Consider the following 17,002-nt stretch of genomic DNA (forward strand, 5'->3'; position numbering starts at 1 on the left):
AAAATTTCTGCGTCATTCGCTCCTGCCTCGATACGCTGCGAAAGCAGGGCCACGGCATGCTGGAGGTGCTGCAACGCACCTTCGCCGGTAATCCTATCCAGCCCACTGCATAGGCGCTGAACAGTCACCTATTTTGTTTGTTGAAAATATACGTTCTTTATCACTGCAATACCCTGCGTCCGATCGCGTACTCGCGCTGTGCGCGTTTTGCGGAGTGACCGCAAGGGGGCGGCAGCGGCCGAGATCGGACCGCACTGCAGCCGTCGGGTACAATCGGTGGTTGTCGGCCAAAAGCAGACGATCAAAGGCAGTGCGCCGGATGACTGTAAACTAAAGTTTGCTTTTCCTTTGGTCAATGGAAGGGTAAATGGCTGCATCAGCGCTGGCGAGGACTGAACATGAATACTTGTTCAGTGTGCCTGCCGAGCTTTGTAAAGAATTTCGACGCGACGAAAATATTAAGGAAGATTGGATGGCATTTGACGAGCTCCCGCCGCGATTTGGCTTGCAGGATATTGGAAAAGTTTCGGGAGCAACTCCGCCGCCTTCTTATCCGCCTGAACGTTCCGACGTCTTGACTGAAATCGTTCTCGGCATACTCGGCCGGTATCGGGTGACTCTCGATACGCAAAGTTTTCCGGCAACGCTATATGCCGAGTCGCTGATGTATATGATCTACTGGTTTCATCGCCTGCGTGACCCGATTCGCAAGAATTGCATCGAAGTTGACATCGCCAGATATCTGAGCATCGAGCCCCGATCCAAAGTGATCGCCGCACTGCTATCCGATCAAGAGCTCAAGACGCGAGCGAAGGACCGAATTGAACAGGGCACGCTAGTTCGCAGAACTGTCGACGTCCTTGTAATGCGCGAAGGGCCGAGCGGAAAGGAATTTCTGATCCTTGACCGGGCCTTTTTTCCCACAGGCATGGCACTGCCAGGCGGGTTGCTCCGGGACGAAGACGAGCTGAACGACACTGGAATCCCCGGCAACATTTTTGCTGCGTTAAGGATTACCGCATCCAAGGTGCTGCGAGCTACCGCCATCCATTATGGAACCGCGGAACGCAACGGACGAAAGTACTATTTTTCTGCGACCGATGCTGGCAAAGAAGCCCGAGTTTATATGGACCGGACCATATCGCACGGATTCCGCGATCACCTCAAGGACATTACCGCCCCGTCGGACCCGCGCCATATCGTCGACACAATCGGCCTACTCGTCGAGATCCCGGATACGGACGGGGTTCAGGGCCGATGGATCGCTGAGAGCTTGGTTACCACACCTAACACGAAAAACGGCACATTCGCTTTTGGACATCACAAGCAAATTGTTGCCGCGCTCCTCGCAAAGAATTTCACGAAGACCGAAGGCGTTTCCCATCATGAATGGATCCGGAAAACGGTAACTAATCCGTTGGACGTTTACCGTGGTATCAGGGCGCGGTTCAGCCAGAATAATGACAGGGCGGACACGCCGATCATAGAGTTATTGCCGGTCGTCGACTATGTCCGCAGCCAGATGATTTCCCCAACGGTCGATGAAACCTGCCGCGGCAATGCGGCATTATTGATCATGCGAGACCAGGTGCTGCACAAGCTTCATCACGTCACGATCGAGAATGGACCGATGTGTCCGTATGCTCCGACCTTGCGCGTCTTATTTGAAGCTGTAGGCTTCTTTGACGTGGTATGGCGTACCAGAAAAAATCTGAGCACGCACTTTCAGAAGAATTACTGGTACCGCTACGAAAGCCTGATGAGCCGAATCCCGGAAGCAATCATCATTCCGACGTTCGATAACGTCTCTGCGACGGACTTCTTGAAGGTTCGGGGCACCGCTATCTATTTCGTCGGATTGTCGACCGAGCCCGTGTATGTGGATGAGTTCTGGCAATCTCCGCTTGAATTTCTCATCCATGACCTGAACCACGCATGGAAGATGCTCGATATGGATGACAGATTTTTGCAAGCACATCCGGACAAGAGCAGGGATGAAATCATGGAGGCGTCCAATCGCTTTATTCGGGACTATCTTGCGAAGATCGCCATTCAAAAATCCGATACGGAGTTGCAGAAAGAGATCAAGAAACTCAAGAAAATCTTGCTATTCGAAGTCGGCCACGAAGATGGGCGACCGCTACTGCCAAGCATTATCACCGAGACGCTGCTGGAAGCCGAGGGATACGAGTTTCCGGACAAGGTCGTTCGCTACGATGACGATAAAAGCCAGGCATATTTGGAGAGACGCATCATAGGTGGTATTACTACGCTTTCCTATGTGCGACACAAATTGCAACACGGTTTCTTCGACCAGACCGACTCGCAGAATATTCAGATCGTCAGCCCGAAATTTCGCTCGGTAGGATGGATCGTGACTGCGGCTGTTGAATTGCTGGGGGAAATGCAGGCAGCGATCCCTCCAGAAGTTCAGGCCGAGGGCTTGACGCAGTACCTGACGCGGCAAGCGTGCTCAAGGGGCCCAACGATTCTTCATGCGCCCGAAAACTTAGATCCGGTGATTGAGAACTATGGCGATGGAACGATGCTCGACACCAGCACCGAAGTTGCCATCGATGAGTGTTAGGGGGCGAACGGTGACATGAGTTCGGTGGACATTGCTGAGCATGTAAACGTTTTTACGTGGGCGACTGTAGGTTGCAGAACCTCCGGTATGGGGCGCGGCCACTGGCACGTCGACTGACTGTGCTGCTGCGCAATCGCCCCGATCTTACTGGTGGCTGCGCATCAGATCAAACCCCACCCGGCTCGCCTTGTAGCAAGCACCGGCGCACACTTCCAGACCCGCACGGTCAAGAATGGCAACCGTCCCGCGCCGATACTGGATCAAGCCTTCCGCCTGCAGTTTGCCGGCAGCGAGCGTGATGCTTTCGCGCCGCACGCCGAGCATGGTCGCCATGGTTTCCTGCGTAACCTTCAGTTCGCTCGACAGCGAGCGGTCCAGCCGTTCGAGCAACCAGCGGCACAGCTTTTGTTCAAGCGTCGAATGGCGCGTGCCCACCACATTTTGCGCCAGCTGCACGAACATCGCGAAGGTATAGCGCATCATCAGCTGGGCAAACGGCCCGCCTTCGTTGAACAGGTTGCGCAGCGCATCGGTGCGCAGACGGTAGCCGTAACCCGCAGCCTGCACCACGGCCGAGCAGCTCGCCCGTTCATTGGCATACATCGCCACCCCGACCACGCCTTCGCGGCCAACCACGGCGATTTCGGTCGTGGCGCCGTCTTCCATCACGTAATGCAGCGAGACGATCGCATTGGTCGGGAAGTAGGCGTAGTCGAATTTGCTGCCAAATTCGTACAAGTAGTCGCCTTTTTTCAGCGGCACCAGCTCCAGGTTAGGGAACAGGCGCTCAAGATCGACCCGGCCCAGTGCCCTGAGCAATTCGTTCTGCTGCGCGCCGGTGAGGCTGACCGGGGCGCACGCCAGTTCGCTGCGCGCGCCAAGGACAATGTCGCGCACGGCTGCGGCAGGAACGTTGACGGAAGGGCGGATCGATTGCGGCTGGTACATGGGTGGCCTCTTTAAGTGTATGGCTGCGTCGTGCGCTGCACTCGTTGCTGCGCGCTTCATCTGGGTAGAACTTTATATGGTTGAGCAGCCGCAGTCATCGGACCAACCGACGCGGGAATGTAGGGCACAAGAAAATAAACGTGTCGTCTAATTCCTACGTGACAGGTTTTAGTTGGCTAAGCGGAAATAAAACGGCCGCGAACGCAGCCGGGAGACGTGCTTGAAAGGTCAATTGCTGGCGCGCCGGCGGGCAGGGCGCGTCAGTACGCGCAGCGCCACCGCAAAGTCGATCCCGCGCGAGCGCAGGTACAAGGCGGCCGCGTGGGTGTCGAGCACGGCCTGCACATTGAGCGCCTGCTCGACTCGCTTGGCCGACTTGTAATCGGGACGGGGGAGGTGGTGGTGATCATCCATGGGCTGTCTCCTTCGGGAAAAATATAGCATGCATCAGCCTTTCGCTCCCATCAACAGGCCTTGTATCGTGTGCGCCTGCACCAGTGGCTGCAGGGTGTCGACTATGCGGCAGTGCAGATGATCACGCAGCGCGGCGGGCAATTTGTCGTTGTAAGCGCGCGTGAGCTGCAGGTCGTGGCGTTCGGCGTTGCGCCCGTCAGGCCCGTCCACGCCCAGCACAAACGCCGGGCGCGCCTGCTGCGAGACATTGGCCGTGCCGCGGTGAATCGTCAGGGCCGAGCGGGCCGAGATGTCGCCCATCTGCGGACGCTTGCGCACGCGCCGCTGCTCGTAGCGCTCCCACGCGGCAAGCGGGGGGAACATTGGGTCGCCCGGCCAGTCATCCCATTGGGTGCCGGGCGCGATTTCGAGCGGACCCATATCGTCTTGCACGTCGACGGTCGTGATGTTGAAGGCGAGTGAATTGAGGCGCCGCCCGATCAACGTTTCGGGCGGGGTCGAAAAGTCGCGGTGCCACGGCTGGCGCATAGCGCCCGGGCCGGGGATGTCGAAGCCTGCTTCAACAATCTGGTAGTGCGGCCCCAGCACGGCGCTGCAGACGGCGTGCACCCACGGGTGGGCGGCAATGGCGGCAAAGCCGGACAGGCGTTCGGGATGAATCTCGACGTAGTAGCGGTTGGGACCGCGTTCAAGTGCGCCGCCGGGGCGGCTGCGCGCTTCGGCGAACAGCACCGCGATCTCGTCGCCCAGTTGGTCGATAAAAGCCCGTGAAAAGGCGCCCTGGCAGGCGATGATGCCGTCGCCGTACAGCCCGCCCATGATGGCGGCCACATCGTATTGTTCAGAAGCGATAGGAAGCATGCAATCATAGACAGTGCAATTTCAAGAAAGTTCCCGCTGGCGCTGCTAGTTGCGCTGTCGCTGGTATGCTAGCGGCGATGAACCAGAAAAATGAACAGAAGGTGGGCCGCTTTCCCACCGGCCCGGCCACCATGCGGGCCCAGGTGCTGGCGGTGCTGCTGGCGTCGGACGACATGGCGGGCATGGAAAGCATTTTCGAGAACCGCAAAGTCACCTTGCATACGGTAGTGCGGGCCTTGATGCGGAAATACGGCTGGCCGATCGAGCGGCACGACTTTCCGACCAATACGGCAGACGGGCGTGCGGCCTGGGCGAGCGTGTTTTCGCTGCCGCAGGAAGTGATCGACGCGGCGCTGGCCGGCGGCGGGCGCGACTGGCTCGACGGCGTGCACGCGGCCCGCGGCGCGCGCGCGCGCCGGCCACTGCGGCGCTGAAGCACTGGTCGGGCATGCCTGCTGGTGTATACTTTGCGCATGCTGCACAAGAGAACTCCCACCCATGCCTTTCGCCCCCACGGCACCTTCCTGACCCGGGTTGACGGCCGCCTGATTATTTCAGACGTGACCGGGCCTTGGAACAAGGAACTGGTCCAAGCGTGGGCGCTTGCGGTGCAGCCCGTGGCGATGGGCGTGGGTCCGCATGTCGGGGTCGCCGTCATCCATGGTTCGATGCTGTCCACGCCCGAGGCGCTGCTGGTGCAGCGGCGCTGCGCGGAGCATGCGGCGCGCACGCTGGGTTGCGTGGCGCATGCGATCGTGGCCGACAAGACCGTTGAAGGACGCGATTTCGTGGAGTCGAGCTTCTTCAAAGCCTACGAGGGAGTGCTGCCGCTGGCCGTGTTTTATACGCTCGACGAGGCGCGCAGCTGGGCTGCCGCGCTGCTGAACGCGGAGCAGTAACCGGAAGCAGATGGCGGGCTAGTGCAGCTTGACCGACGGCGAAATCTTCTCGCCAATCCAGTCCGCCACCGTGCGCGCCGCCATCCTGGCAAAGCCGTGCAACGCCATCAGGTGCTTCCTGTACATCAGCGAATACAGCCAGCGCGCCAGCAGCCCGCCGACCTGGAACTTGCGCCCGCCCACGGTCCCGGCCAGCACCCCGACCGCGGCGAGCGGCCCGAGCGACACCAGTGAACCATAGTCCCGATACGCAAACGCCGCCGTTGAAGCACCGTGCGCCAGTGTTTGTGCCAAGGTTTGTGCCAAGAACATCGCCTGCTGATGCGCCGCCTGCGCGCGCGGCGGCACCGTCCCCTTGACCGGACAGACAAAGCTGGCGCAGTCGCCGATGGCATAGATGGCCGCGTCGTCCATCGACTGCAGCGACGGCCCCACTGCGATCTGGCGCAGGCGGTTGACGGACAGCCCCAGCGTGGCGCACATGGCCGGCGCTTCCACGCCCGCGGCCCACAGTGTGATCGAGGAGGGGAACACGCGCGCTTCGTTGTCGACGACGGCATGCGCCTCCACCCGCTCTACGGTTGTGTCCACGCACACGGTAATTCCCAGCGAGCGCAAATGGCGCGCGGCGCGCTTGGACAGGCGCGGATGCAAGTGCGGCAGCAGCAGCGGGCCGCGTTCGAGGATGCGGATGCGGACATTGCGGACCGGGTCGAGCGCATGCACCTTGTAGCGCGCCAGCGTGCGCGCGCTGTGACTGAGTTCGGCGGCCAGTTCCACGCCCGTGGCGCCGCCGCCGACGATGACGATGTCGAGACCGGCGTCAAGGCCGGGGTAAATGCCGGTGTCAAGGCTGGCGTCCAGGCTGGCGTCGAGCCCGGCCCCGGCCGCGTTGCGGGCGCTGGCCTGAATGCAGCCGTCGATGAAGCGCTGGTGGAACGCTTCTGCCTGCGGTACGTCGTCCAGCGTGAGCACATGCTCGCAGGCACCCGGCACGCCGAAGAAATTGGTGACCGATCCCAGTGCGAGCACCAGCTTGTCGTAGCCGAGCGAGCGGGCCGGCAGCACTTCGACGCCGTCATCGGTCAGCCACGGGGCCAGCGCGATGCGGCGCGCGGCGCGGTCCACGCCGAGCACTTCGCCGCGGTGAAAATCAAAGCCATGCTCGCAGGCCTGCGCCGCGTAGTCGATCTGCGCGGCCTGGGCGTCGCGCTTGCCCGAGGCAACCGTATGCAGCAGCGGCTTCCAGAAGTGGGCCGGCCAGCGGTCCACCAGCACAATGCGCGCCGTGCCGGCCTTGCCCATGCTGTCTCCAAGGCGCGTCGCCAGTTCCAGCCCACCGGCCCCACCACCGACAATGACGATCGTTTGCATATGTGTTCCTCCAATGACTGTTAATATAAATCGTATCTTGTTAAAAGAAAAATCAGACTTTTTTAATAATCAATAAGGAAAACCTTATGTATCACGCCAGCTTCCGCCAGCTCCAGTCGCTCGTTCTCGTGGCCCGCCTGGAGAGCGTGTCCAAGGCGGCCGAGGCGCTGCACGTGACCCAGCCGGCGGTGTCGCTGCAGCTGCGCACCTTGGAAGACATCGCCGGCACCGCGCTCACGCGCAAGGTCGGGCGCAGCATCCAGCTGACCGCCGCCGGCGAAGTGATGGCCGCGTTTTCAGAGCGCATCCTGCACCTGTGGGAGCAGGCCGGCGACGAGCTGGCCGCGCTCAATGGCATCAGCAGCGGCACGCTGCGCATTGGCGTGGTGACCACGGCCGAACACTTGCTGCCGCCGCTGCTGGTGCCGTTTACGATGGCGCGTCCCGACGTGCGCCTCAAGCTGCAGGTGGGGAACCGGGTCGAGATCGTCAACATGCTGGCGCGCCAGGAAATCGACCTGGCCATCATGGGCACGCCGCCGCGCGAGTTTCGCACCAACGCGGCCCGCTTCGCACGCCATCCGATGGGCTTTGTCGCCAGCCCCGCCCATCCCCTGATGCGCAAGAAAAAAGTGACGCTGGCCGACGTCTCGGGCGCCAACCTGCTGGTGCGCGAGCGCGGCTCGGGCACCCGCACGGCGGTGGAAAAACTGTTCAAGGAGGGCGGCCATCCGCTTAATTTCGGCTCCGAAGTCTCGTCCAACGAGGCGATCAAGCGCATGGTGTCGGCCGGGCTGGGGCTGGGCTTTTTGTCGGTGCACGCGTGCGCACTGGAGTTCCAGGCGGGCCTGATCGGCCTGCTGCCGATGGCGGGCAATCCCGTGGAAGCGGACTGGCACGTGATGCACCTGGCCGGCCACCCGATCCCCAAAGTGGCGGCGGCATTCCAGGATTTTGTCATCGACCAGGGCCAGGCGCTGGTGCAGCGCGAACTGGAAGGGTTTTACAAGCGCGCGCCAGGCATCCGCAAAGCTTGAAAAGTTCCCCTTATTTGCCGGCCACTTGATCCAGCGCGAAGTTTTCAATCTCGAACGCCAGGACGATGACAAGCCGATAATCAGGATCGGCAAGTCTTTGCGTTGCTGCAAAAACCCCGGCTGCATCTCCCCCAATATTGACATTGCTCAGTCCGTTTGTAGCGATGACATTTTCTTATTGGAGAGAACGAGATGAAGATCCGCAAAACTTCGCTGGCCGCTTTACTGGGGGCACTACCTTTGCTGGCGCTGGCCTCGGCCAACGCCGCCGTGCCCCTGATGAACGGCCCGGCGGTGCAGTCGCCGCAAGCCCTGTCGACCCTGATCGGCGAACTGGGCGCGCGGCGCGCGCAGCGCGGCCTGGACGGCGACCACCAGTTCGCCGTCGCCAGCCAGCACCCCGGTCCCAGCGGCACCCAGGTGGTGCGCGCCGATCACACCTACAAGGGCGTGCGCGTGTTCGGTTCCGAGTCGGTCGTCGTGAGCGACAGCAGCGGCAAGATCTTGTCGGAGTCGGTGGCCGAACGGCGCCAGGGGCTGGGCAAGGCGCCGGGTCCCAAACCTGCCGGATCAGGCACGCCGCCCGCGTTTCACGTCAAGCCATCGATCACGCCCCAGCAAGCGATCGAGACGGCGGTCAAGTCGGTCGCTGCCGGCGGGGTGGCGGTCGCGCCACCGCGCGCCGAGCTGATCATTTACCCGATCGTCAAGACCGAGCGCCTGCCTTCCGCCGTCAACAAGCCGGAAGAAGAATTGAATGCGCTGGACGTGGCCGACGTTGTCGAGTCGCATGAACTGGCCTATCACGTGCGCACCCGCATGCGCCTGAACCGGCAGCCGCTGTACCACGACACCATCGTCAGCGCCAGCACCGGGCGCATTATCGACCAGTGGAGCATGCTGCAAACCGCCATTGGCAGCGGCAAGAGCCAGTACAACGGCGTAGTCCCGCTGAGCACGACGCCGGACGGAAAAAATTTCAAGATGCTCGACCCGCTGCGCGGCACCGGCGGCCAGTTTGGCGCGATGGCCATTACCAACGCCGATCACGGCACCGATGCCGGCGAGATTTTTATCCACACCAGCAACGACTGGGGCGACGGCTTGCAGTACAAAGCGGGCGGCAGCACCACCGACGCCAACGGCCAGACCGCGGCAGTGAACGCCATGTGGGGGTTGATGAATACCTATGACATGCTGAAAAACGTGCTTGGCTGGCATTCGCTGGACGGGCAAAACACGGCCAGCTACATCGCCGCGCACGTCAACACCGCTTACGACAATGCCTACTACAGCGACACCTGCAAGTGCATGTTCATCGGCGACGGTTCCTCGTTCACCAGCCTGGGCTCGATCGACGTGGTGGGGCACGAAATGGGACATGGCGTGACGGCGGCCACCTCGAACCTGTTGTATTTCGGCGAGTCGGGCGGGCTGAACGAATCGAGTTCGGACATTTCGGGCGAAGTGGTCGAAGCCTACGCGCGCGCGGGCGGCAGCGGCGACCAGATTCCGGACGTGGGCAATGACTGGGTGATGGGCAAGGAAATCAGCAAGAATGGGACGCCGCTGCGCTGGATGTACAAGCCGGGCAAGGATGGCAGTAGTCCGGACGCCTGGACCAGTTCGCTCAAGCGGCTCGACGTGCACTACAGCAGCGGGCCGAACAACCGCATGTTTTACTTTTTGGCGCAAGGATCGAAGGCCGAGAAAGAGAGCGATTACTACAGCAAATACCTGGTCAAGAAGCCGACGGCGATGAGCGGGATCGGCACCGACAAGGCGTACAAGATCTGGTTCAAGGCGGCCACCACCAAGTTCACGGCGGTCACCAACTACAAGGACGCGCGCGCCAAGATGATCGCCTCGGCCCAGGAACTGTACGGCATGAGCAGCAAGGAAGCGCTCGCCGTCCAGCGCGCCTACGCCGCCATCAACGTGGGCGCCGACGTGGATGAATAATTGCTAAAAATCCACCCCGGGGTCAGATACCCATTACGACACGAGCCCATCCGCTTTCGCTGATGGGCTCGTGTCGTAATGGGTATCTGACCCCGGGTGAGGCGGTGATTTTTTTGTGGCCGCCAGGTCTTAGTCAGCCATCATGGGGTAGGGATTTAATGGCGTGCCTTTCCACCATTGCTTTTCGGGCGTGAGCTCGAAGACGGCGAAGTGCAGGTGCGGTGCGTTGGCGGCGGAATTGCCGGTCACGCCGACGTAGCCAATCAGCTCGCCACGCTTGATCGGCGCGCCTTCCTTCAAGCCTTCGGCATACTTGTCGAGGTGGGCGTAGTAGTAAGCGAGCTTGTCGGTCGCGTCGAACTGATACACCGTCAGGCCGCCGGCCTTGCTTTCGAACAGCTTGGTCACCTTGCCATCGGCCACCGCCAGTACCTTGGTGCCTTTGGGTGCCATGATGTCCAGCGCTTCATGGTGGCGTTCGGTACCGCGCGGCTGGTCGAAATTATCCGACAGCTGCGCCAGTTTCATGCCGTCCACCGGAATGAGCAGCTTGTTGGCGCTCGCTGCTGCCGAGCTCGCAGCCGATGCTGTCAAGGCCGCTTCGGCAGCCGTTTGCACGGGGCGCAGCGGCAAGTCCGCTTCGCTCAAGTCGGTCGGCACGATCGGGGCCGGCGGCAGGCTGCCCGGCGCAATGACGGCGCCGGGGACAAGCGGAGCGCTGACCACGGCCGGGCAGGGCGCCACGGCCACGACCGGCTGGGCGTCCACGTGGCCCACCTGGCGCAGATAAACAAATAAACCGCCCGCGCCCAACAGCAAGCCGGCCAAAAACGTCAATAACCATTTCATGGAAGTGTTCCTTCTCTCGTTTTACGCAGTAAATTTCAAATAGCAATTATTCTTGCAACAGCACTTCGGTGCCGGGACCGACCGACGCCGTCACCGTTTGCACATCCCAGTTGGTCAGGCGAATGCAGCCGTGCGACTGGGTCTTGCCGATCGAGCCGGGCACCGGGGTGCCGTGGATGCCGTAGTGCGGCTTGGACAGGTCGATCCAGGCCACGCCGACCGGGTTGTTCGGGCCGGATGGAATGGTCGCTTTCTTTTCGCCGGCGTCCGCATCCCAGAACAGTTTCGGGTTGTAGTGAAATTTTGGATTTTTCGACACGCCGTTCACTTTCCAGGTGCCGATCGGCAGCGGGTCTTTGTCGGTGCCGGACGAGGACGGGAACTGGGCGATCAATTTTCCGCTCGCGTCGAGCAGGGCGAGCGTGCGGTCCGACTTGTCGACGACAATCTTGCCCGCCTTGGGCAGCGGTTCGGTATCGAGCACGTTGGGGACCAGGATTTGCTCGCCGACCTTGGTCAGGTCCTTGTCCGGGTTCAGCTTTTGCAGCAGCTTGGTGCTGGCGTGGAATTTTTCGCCCAGGCCTTCGAGCGCGCTGGCATAGCCCAGCGTGGGCAACTTGGCTTTGGCGGCCATGTCTTCGGGAATCGGGGTGAACGGACCGGCGACGTCGACATCGGCCAGTGTGTAAGTGGCCAGCGCCGGCGCCGGGTCGGCATTGAGCGCGGTCCAGGTGGCCGCGTCAAGCGTGCCAGTTTCCTTGATGGCATTTTTGCGCTGGAAGCCAACGAGTGCCATTTTCACGTTGGAACCGGCGGCGCCATCGATCTCGCCCGACGCGAAGTGGGCGCGGTCCAGCAGCACTTGGGCGCGCAGGATTGTTGCGCTGTCCGGCTTGCCGTCGGTGGGCGCGCCCTTGCCGGCGGCGTTGACCGTTTCCGCGTTCAGTACGGTTGGCGCGAGTGCGGTTGGGGCGGGCGCGCTCTTGGCAACGGTGGTCTTGGCCGGGGCTGCCTGGGCAGGCGCCAGGGCTGCGCCGGCGAGGCAGGCGGCGATCATGCATAACGATGGATGTTTCAATTTAAGCCCCTTAAAAAACTGTCAGATGCCCGAGACTAGTTCCTGAGAGATATACCAGTCTGTGCGGAAGCGCACAAAAAAACAGGCCAAGGGGGTTGCAAGCGGCCGGGCGTCGAAATCAAACCAGGCCGATCAGAACTCTTCCCAGTCCTCTGCCGCGCTGTTCGACAGCGCGGGCCGGCGCGCGGCCGGCGTGGCGGGCGCGAGCGCAGCCTTAGTTGGGTTCGGTGCAGCGTTCGGTGCAGCGCCCGGTGCAGGGCGGGCCACGAGACGCCCCGCCGGACTCTTGCGCATAGGCGCGCGCGCGGCCGGCGCCGCCGTGTCGTAGCCCAGCTTGAAGACGCTCACTACCTCGGCCAGCGCGGCTGCCTGGTCCTGCAATGAACCGGCCGCGGCCGCGGCTTGTTCCACCAGCGCCGCATTTTGCTGGGTTACTTCATCCATCTGGGCAATGGCCGAATTGATCTGCTCGATGCCCATGGTCTGTTCCATGCTTGCCGAAGCGATCTCGGACATGATGTCGGTTACGCGGGTGATCGACTGCACGATGTCGGCCATCGTCACGCCGGCCTGGTCGACCAGCTTGCCGCCGGCGTCGACCTTGTCGACCGAATCGTTGATCAAGGTCTTGATTTCCTTGGCCGCCGCCGCCGAGCGCTGGGCCAGGTTGCGCACCTCGGTGGCGACAACGGCAAAGCCGCGGCCCTGCTCGCCGGCGCGCGCCGCTTCCACCGCCGCGTTAAGCGCCAGGATGTTGGTCTGGAACGCGATGCCATCGATCACGCCGATGATGTCCACAATTTTCTTGGACGATGCGTTGATCGAGGCCATCGTGTCGACCACTTCGGCCACCACGCTGCCGCCCTTGAGCGCCACTTCCGAGGCCGACACGGCCAGTTGGTTGGCCTGGCGCGCATTGTCCGCATTTTGCTTGACGGTGCTGGTCAGCTCTTCCATGGAAGAGGCAGTTTCTTCCAGCGAGCTGGCCTGTTCTTCGGTGCGCGAGGACAAGTCCAGGTTGCCGGCGGCGATCTGGTTGGAGGCGGTAGCGATGGTGTCGGTGCCGCTACGCACCTCACCGACAATCTTGACGAGCGATTTGCGCATCGCTTCCATCGCAAACAGAAGGCTGCTCTGGTCGCCGTTGCCGGTGTGAATAGGGTTTGACAGTTCGCCGGCGGCAATCGCGCCCGCCGCTTCGACCGCATACGCCGGCTCGCCGCCCAGCTGGCGCGTCAGCACCCTGGTAATCCACAGGCCAAGGCCGATGCTCGCGCCCACGCTAACCAGGACCAGCACGATCATCAGGGTGCGCGTGTCGGTGTACTCCTGGTCGGAGGCCGCGGCCGACTCGGCCGCGATTTTTTCCTTGGTCACGCCAATCTGGGTCAGCTTGTCGTCGGCATAGTTCACTATTTTGGACAACGGGCCAAGTGCGTACGTTATTGCGGCCGCCTTCTCTTCCGGGCGCTCGCCGGCGGCCAGCTTGATCACCTGTTGGCGTCCCGCCTCGTAGTCGGCCAGGCCCTTGTCCAGCTCCACGAACAATGTTTTTGCTTCGGCGCTGCGAAACAGCGGGCGCGCGACGGCGATCCGCTCCAGCATGGTCTTGCGTGCTTCATCGGCAACGCGCGCGTACTTGGCTTTGTCTTCGGCGCTGCTTGTCAGCAGCATGTTACGCATGGCGCGCGTCATGTAAATCAAGTTAATGTTGGCTTCCTTGCTCGCCGAAATGCCCAGCAAGTCGTCCGAATACGCCTGCCTGGCCTGTGCATTCATTCTCGCCATGCTGGCAATGCCAATTACGGCCACGACGGCCCCCAGAAGTACCACCAGCAAAAAGCCGGACAGCAGACGGGTTCGTACGGTCATATTGTTAAACATAGCGTTTCCTTTGTAGCTTCGAATAGATGCATTAATTTGGCAAAAAATCAGGCAGCCAGCTTGCGCGTCAGGCCAATGTCGTCACTGCCCATCAGCTTGTCGATGTCAATCAGGATCAGCATGCGCCCGTCGATCGTGCCCATTCCGATCAGGTAGTCGGCGCCGATCGCGCTGCCCAGTTGCGGGGCGGGGCGGATCTGCTCGGGGGCGAGCGTGGTCACGTCCGAGACGCTGTCAACCACTATGCCCATCACGCTGCCGCCGATATTGAGCACGATGACAATGGTAAATTCGTCGTAAGTGGGTGTGCCTAGGCCAAAGCGGATGCGCATGTCGATTACCGGGACGATCACGCCGCGCAAATTGACGACGCCTTTAAAATAATCCGGCGCGTTGGCCAGGGTGGTGACCGCTTCGTAGCCGCGTATTTCCTGAACTTTCAGGATGTCGAGTCCGTATTCTTCCTGACCCATGGTAAAGGCGAGAAATTCAGCGCCTGCAGCCGTGTCGAGTTGATGCATGGTGTTCCTTTTGCTGCACATGCAGCGTGTTGCGTTTGTCCAAGGCGAGGCTGGGGCGCTAGGCGGCTGGAATGCCAAAAAACCGTTGGCTGGCGGGGAATGGGCCAGCGCTACGCGCAAGGTAAGCGTAGGTTGAAAGTTGACGCGTAAATCGACGATACCAGAAGTGGGAAGCTATCCAGTGTCGCTTGTTGCACGCACGCAACAAGAATTTTCCTTGGAAGATGGTTATCTGACTATGCCTAGGGCATTTTTGATTTCTGGCAGGATCAGTTCCCACGCAGGAGAAATGGCGGCGATTTCATCGTAATGGCTGGCGTTTGGCAGGATCAGCACGCTGGCGCTGTCGCCGGCGGCTTGGGCCCGCGCCGCGTAGGCGTAGGCTACGCGAGGCGGCGAAATGGTGTCGAGCGCCCCCGTGATCAGCAGCGTGCGGCTGCCGTTGGGCATCAGCTCGGCAGCATTGGTGTCGACGAACGCGTTCGGGCGGGTAGCGCTGGGCAAGCCGGTCAGTTGCACCAGGTCGAGCCCGCAACTCGACTTGATCAGCGCTTGTTCATGGCGCAGGTCGGCCAGGCCTCCCAGGCTGATGATGCTGCGCACCGGCAGCGGCTTGGCTTGGAACAGGGGACTGGACGGGGCAATCTTTGCGCGCGCGCCGATCCATTGCACCAGCTGCCCACCCGCCGAGTGGCCCATGGCGACGATGCGCGCAGTGTCGAGCTGGTAGCGCCGGGCCTCGCTTGCCAGCTTGTCGAGCGCGGCGTTCATGTCCAGATAGGTGCCGGGGTAGCCGCCACCGTCTTCGTCAACCCGGCGGTATTCCACGTTCCATACTGCAATACCGCGCGCGGCTAGCGCCCCGGCCACATTGTGCATTTGCGTGATGCCCCCGTATTTGACCGTCCAGCAGCCACCATGCACCAGCACCACGACAGGGAATGGGCCTGGACCGGCCGGGCGGAACAATTCGGCAAACTGTGAAGGCGCGCTGCCATAGGTGATGGTGGCGGTGGGCGCGGGGCCAGACAGCGCCAAGTAATCGGCCAGCGTCATCGGGGCGGCGGCGGCGCCGGCCGCAAACAGGGCGGGTACGAGCGAAGCGATCCGGGAGCGAATGCGAAACGTCATGGGGGCGGGTGCGGGAAGTTGAGTTGTCAGACTATACCGAGTTTTGCTGCGGCAAGGCAACAGCGCCAGGCGGGACGGCCCGCGCACGATTGAAGCACCGTACGGAAGTTTCACTTTTTCCATGATAGTCTGCGAAAAACAAGTGAGAAACATATGCAAATTACAACGGAAGAGTACAAGGGTTTCACCATTGCCGTGACACCGCTCAAGGATTGCGGCGACATGTGGGACTTCGAGTATCGCATCAGCAAAACGGTCGACGGCGGCAAGGATGGCGACCCGGCGGCGACGATCACCCGGTCGCAGACGGCGGGCGGGCATGCCACCGCCGACATTGCCTGCGTGGCGGGCGTGGAAGTGGCGCGCACCGAGGTCGACAACTTGCTGGCTTTGTCGCGCCGGGCGCCTTAACCCACCCATTCAAACTGTTTTTTAACTTCACTTCACTCAAGGAGCACACCATGACGCAATCTAAAACGAACGAAACGCAAAACCAGCAGTCCGATCACAAGTCGGAGGCAGACGTCGCCAAGGAAAATGCCGGTAAGAGCACCGACAAGAGCAGTCACGAGCACATGTCGCGCCAAAAGGCCGGCGAAGAGGGCGGTGCCGGCGGCGGCGCCAAGCAAAAACAGAAACACTGATGCCGCAGCGGCCCAGCGGGGCCGTCATTGCCACGTGCCTGCAGGGCGCGCGGTAATCCAGCCAAGAGGGTCGCGACGCGTTTGGTGACGTCCGTCGCCGCAAACGTCGCAGCCAATCTTGCAACAAAGTACGCAGAAAGGCACATCATGGTTACGCAAGCAACAAGCCCTGGCGCCGCGCGCGCCCATTCCACGCCCGACCCGGACGCGCCGGCGGTGCCCGAACCAAAACCACCCCCGGTGCCGGAGGATGTGCCCCCGCCAGTCAATGCGCCGGTCGAGGAACCGCGCGCGCCCCAGACACCGCTCAAGGTAGCGCTGAGGGCCTCGCTGCGGACCTCGCTGCGGGCCTGAGCAGGACGGCTTGCTTAGCGCCTTGCTTACCCTCCTCGTTCACTTTCCTTAGTTTCCCTCTGGCGGGGCCGGATCGAGCGCGTCGAGGTTGTCGGCTGGTTCGTCGCGCTGAAGCGAGGCGTCATGCTCGCGCCGTTCGCGTCCCGCGCCAACCGCGTCGCGTCCTGCGGCATCGTCTTCGGCCGATTGCTGACCCGAAGGCGGCAGCGGGGGGATTTCGCGGATCATTTGTTCAGTTTCTAGCTGTCCCGGCGTTTTTTCGCCGCTGCCGATGTCAGCTTCGTCGGAAAGGGCGTGGGCAGTGGCCGGGTCGGGGAAGGGTTTGGTGTTGGGCATGATAGGCTCCGTGGTCAAGCGTGCGTGGTCGGTCGGTGTGGTGATCCTAGCCTGAATTTTGCATAAAAAAGGGCAAGAATGCCGTAAGTGATTGATAAAATGGGAGTTATCAAGAAACACAAC

18 protein-coding genes are annotated in these 17,002 nt (G+C 61.6%); 8 read left to right on the forward strand and 10 right to left on the reverse strand.

The genetic code is table 11. The annotated features are described in order from the left end of the window. Positions 1–367: 367 nt before the first annotated feature. Positions 368–2,587 (forward strand): hypothetical protein, encoded by a 2,220-nt coding sequence (locus tag ACP7BV_RS26425; protein ID WP_426107870.1) that lies wholly within the window; start codon positions 368–370, stop codon positions 2,585–2,587. A 144-nt stretch (positions 2,588–2,731) separates the two neighbouring features. Here the strand turns inward: ACP7BV_RS26425 and ACP7BV_RS26430 are convergent, their stop codons facing one another. From ACP7BV_RS26430 to ACP7BV_RS26440, 3 genes are all read right to left on the reverse strand, one after another. Continuing rightward, a complete protein-coding gene (locus ACP7BV_RS26430; protein ID WP_426107871.1) occupies positions 2,732–3,535 on the reverse strand; it encodes a Crp/Fnr family transcriptional regulator in 804 nt (267 codons plus the stop codon). A gap of 228 nt (positions 3,536–3,763) precedes the next feature. Next, positions 3,764–3,949, reverse strand: a complete 186-nt coding sequence (locus ACP7BV_RS26435; protein WP_426107872.1) for a hypothetical protein — start codon at positions 3,947–3,949, stop codon at positions 3,764–3,766. 33 nt (positions 3,950–3,982) lie between these two features. Further along, positions 3,983–4,810, reverse strand: a complete 828-nt coding sequence (locus ACP7BV_RS26440; protein WP_426107873.1) for a phytanoyl-CoA dioxygenase family protein — start codon at positions 4,808–4,810, stop codon at positions 3,983–3,985. A 77-nt stretch (positions 4,811–4,887) separates the two neighbouring features. On the opposite strand from ACP7BV_RS26440, the gene ACP7BV_RS26445 reads away from it, so the two are divergent. Next, a complete protein-coding gene (locus ACP7BV_RS26445) occupies positions 4,888–5,244 on the forward strand; it encodes a hypothetical protein (RefSeq protein WP_426107874.1) in 357 nt (118 codons plus the stop codon). Positions 5,245–5,283: 39 nt separating this feature from the next. Continuing rightward, entirely contained in the window at positions 5,284–5,709 is a 426-nt protein-coding gene (locus ACP7BV_RS26450; protein ID WP_426107875.1) for a hypothetical protein, read from the forward strand. A gap of 18 nt (positions 5,710–5,727) precedes the next feature. Here the strand turns inward: ACP7BV_RS26450 and ACP7BV_RS26455 are convergent, their stop codons facing one another. Continuing rightward, positions 5,728–7,083 carry an NAD(P)/FAD-dependent oxidoreductase gene (locus ACP7BV_RS26455; RefSeq protein ID WP_426107876.1) on the reverse strand — a complete coding sequence of 452 codons (1,356 nt, stop codon included), beginning with the start codon at positions 7,081–7,083 and terminating at the stop codon, positions 5,728–5,730. Between the two features lie 86 nt (positions 7,084–7,169). Between ACP7BV_RS26455 and ACP7BV_RS26460 the strand changes: the two genes are divergently transcribed. Both ACP7BV_RS26460 and ACP7BV_RS26465 read left to right on the forward strand, forming a co-directional pair. Continuing rightward, positions 7,170–8,120, forward strand: coding sequence for a LysR family transcriptional regulator (locus ACP7BV_RS26460; RefSeq protein ID WP_426107877.1), 951 nt, complete (start codon positions 7,170–7,172; stop codon positions 8,118–8,120). A 192-nt stretch (positions 8,121–8,312) separates the two neighbouring features. Continuing rightward, positions 8,313–10,082 carry a M4 family metallopeptidase gene (locus ACP7BV_RS26465; protein WP_426107878.1) on the forward strand — a complete coding sequence of 590 codons (1,770 nt, stop codon included), beginning with the start codon at positions 8,313–8,315 and terminating at the stop codon, positions 10,080–10,082. Between the two features lie 129 nt (positions 10,083–10,211). Here the strand turns inward: ACP7BV_RS26465 and ACP7BV_RS26470 are convergent, their stop codons facing one another. From ACP7BV_RS26470 to ACP7BV_RS26490, 5 genes are all read right to left on the reverse strand, one after another. After that, on the reverse strand, positions 10,212–10,931 hold the full coding sequence (locus ACP7BV_RS26470; RefSeq protein ID WP_426107879.1) for a M23 family metallopeptidase: 720 nt from the start codon (positions 10,929–10,931) through the stop codon (positions 10,212–10,214). A gap of 46 nt (positions 10,932–10,977) precedes the next feature. Continuing rightward, positions 10,978–12,009 (reverse strand): L,D-transpeptidase family protein, encoded by a 1,032-nt coding sequence (locus ACP7BV_RS26475; RefSeq protein WP_426107880.1) that lies wholly within the window; start codon positions 12,007–12,009, stop codon positions 10,978–10,980. Between the two features lie 132 nt (positions 12,010–12,141). Next, positions 12,142–13,893, reverse strand: coding sequence for a methyl-accepting chemotaxis protein (locus ACP7BV_RS26480; protein WP_426107881.1), 1,752 nt, complete (start codon positions 13,891–13,893; stop codon positions 12,142–12,144). 47 nt (positions 13,894–13,940) lie between these two features. Further along, positions 13,941–14,414, reverse strand: a complete 474-nt coding sequence (locus ACP7BV_RS26485; RefSeq protein WP_426107882.1) for a chemotaxis protein CheW — start codon at positions 14,412–14,414, stop codon at positions 13,941–13,943. Between the two features lie 228 nt (positions 14,415–14,642). After that, positions 14,643–15,545: an alpha/beta hydrolase gene (locus tag ACP7BV_RS26490; RefSeq protein WP_426107883.1), complete on the reverse strand. Its 903-nt coding sequence runs from the start codon at positions 15,543–15,545 to the stop codon at positions 14,643–14,645. Between the two features lie 153 nt (positions 15,546–15,698). On the opposite strand from ACP7BV_RS26490, the gene ACP7BV_RS26495 reads away from it, so the two are divergent. From ACP7BV_RS26495 to ACP7BV_RS26505, 3 genes are all read left to right on the forward strand, one after another. After that, positions 15,699–15,956 carry a hypothetical protein gene (locus tag ACP7BV_RS26495; RefSeq protein ID WP_426107884.1) on the forward strand — a complete coding sequence of 86 codons (258 nt, stop codon included), beginning with the start codon at positions 15,699–15,701 and terminating at the stop codon, positions 15,954–15,956. 50 nt (positions 15,957–16,006) lie between these two features. Beyond that, complete coding sequence (locus tag ACP7BV_RS26500) at positions 16,007–16,189, forward strand: hypothetical protein (RefSeq protein WP_426107885.1); 183 nt, start codon at positions 16,007–16,009, stop codon at positions 16,187–16,189. Positions 16,190–16,336: 147 nt separating this feature from the next. Then, positions 16,337–16,543 (forward strand): hypothetical protein, encoded by a 207-nt coding sequence (locus tag ACP7BV_RS26505; RefSeq protein WP_426107886.1) that lies wholly within the window; start codon positions 16,337–16,339, stop codon positions 16,541–16,543. A gap of 48 nt (positions 16,544–16,591) precedes the next feature. Here ACP7BV_RS26505 and ACP7BV_RS26510 read toward each other — a convergent pair whose 3' ends face one another. After that, positions 16,592–16,879, reverse strand: coding sequence for a hypothetical protein (locus ACP7BV_RS26510; RefSeq protein WP_426107887.1), 288 nt, complete (start codon positions 16,877–16,879; stop codon positions 16,592–16,594). Positions 16,880–17,002: the final 123 nt, after the last annotated feature.

Source organism: Massilia sp. TSP1-1-2 (genome assembly GCF_049896185.1).
GTDB lineage: Bacteria > Pseudomonadota > Gammaproteobacteria > Burkholderiales > Burkholderiaceae_D > Telluria_A.

What these genes read in the sequence shown, in the direction of transcription:
- ACP7BV_RS26500 (WP_426107885.1), top strand. Translation starts at nt 16,007, where the DNA reads ATGACGCAATCTAAAACGAACGAAACGCAAAACCAGCAGTCCGATCAC.
- ACP7BV_RS26450 (WP_426107875.1), top strand. Translation starts at nt 5,284, where the DNA reads ATGCTGCACAAGAGAACTCCCACCCATGCCTTTCGCCCCCACGGCACC.
- ACP7BV_RS26455 (WP_426107876.1), bottom strand. Translation starts at nt 7,083, where the DNA reads ATGCAAACGATCGTCATTGTCGGTGGTGGGGCCGGTGGGCTGGAACTG.
- ACP7BV_RS26460 (WP_426107877.1), top strand. Translation starts at nt 7,170, where the DNA reads ATGTATCACGCCAGCTTCCGCCAGCTCCAGTCGCTCGTTCTCGTGGCC.
- ACP7BV_RS26485 (WP_426107882.1), bottom strand. Translation starts at nt 14,414, where the DNA reads ATGCATCAACTCGACACGGCTGCAGGCGCTGAATTTCTCGCCTTTACC.
- ACP7BV_RS26440 (WP_426107873.1), bottom strand. Translation starts at nt 4,810, where the DNA reads ATGCTTCCTATCGCTTCTGAACAATACGATGTGGCCGCCATCATGGGC.
- ACP7BV_RS26490 (WP_426107883.1), bottom strand. Translation starts at nt 15,545, where the DNA reads ATGACGTTTCGCATTCGCTCCCGGATCGCTTCGCTCGTACCCGCCCTG.
- ACP7BV_RS26510 (WP_426107887.1), bottom strand. Translation starts at nt 16,879, where the DNA reads ATGCCCAACACCAAACCCTTCCCCGACCCGGCCACTGCCCACGCCCTT.
- ACP7BV_RS26430 (WP_426107871.1), bottom strand. Translation starts at nt 3,535, where the DNA reads ATGTACCAGCCGCAATCGATCCGCCCTTCCGTCAACGTTCCTGCCGCA.
- ACP7BV_RS26505 (WP_426107886.1), top strand. Translation starts at nt 16,337, where the DNA reads ATGGTTACGCAAGCAACAAGCCCTGGCGCCGCGCGCGCCCATTCCACG.
- ACP7BV_RS26435 (WP_426107872.1), bottom strand. Translation starts at nt 3,949, where the DNA reads ATGGATGATCACCACCACCTCCCCCGTCCCGATTACAAGTCGGCCAAG.
- ACP7BV_RS26425 (WP_426107870.1), top strand. Translation starts at nt 368, where the DNA reads ATGGCTGCATCAGCGCTGGCGAGGACTGAACATGAATACTTGTTCAGT.
- ACP7BV_RS26480 (WP_426107881.1), bottom strand. Translation starts at nt 13,893, where the DNA reads ATGTTTAACAATATGACCGTACGAACCCGTCTGCTGTCCGGCTTTTTG.
- ACP7BV_RS26495 (WP_426107884.1), top strand. Translation starts at nt 15,699, where the DNA reads ATGCAAATTACAACGGAAGAGTACAAGGGTTTCACCATTGCCGTGACA.
- ACP7BV_RS26470 (WP_426107879.1), bottom strand. Translation starts at nt 10,931, where the DNA reads ATGAAATGGTTATTGACGTTTTTGGCCGGCTTGCTGTTGGGCGCGGGC.
- ACP7BV_RS26465 (WP_426107878.1), top strand. Translation starts at nt 8,313, where the DNA reads ATGAAGATCCGCAAAACTTCGCTGGCCGCTTTACTGGGGGCACTACCT.
- ACP7BV_RS26445 (WP_426107874.1), top strand. Translation starts at nt 4,888, where the DNA reads ATGAACCAGAAAAATGAACAGAAGGTGGGCCGCTTTCCCACCGGCCCG.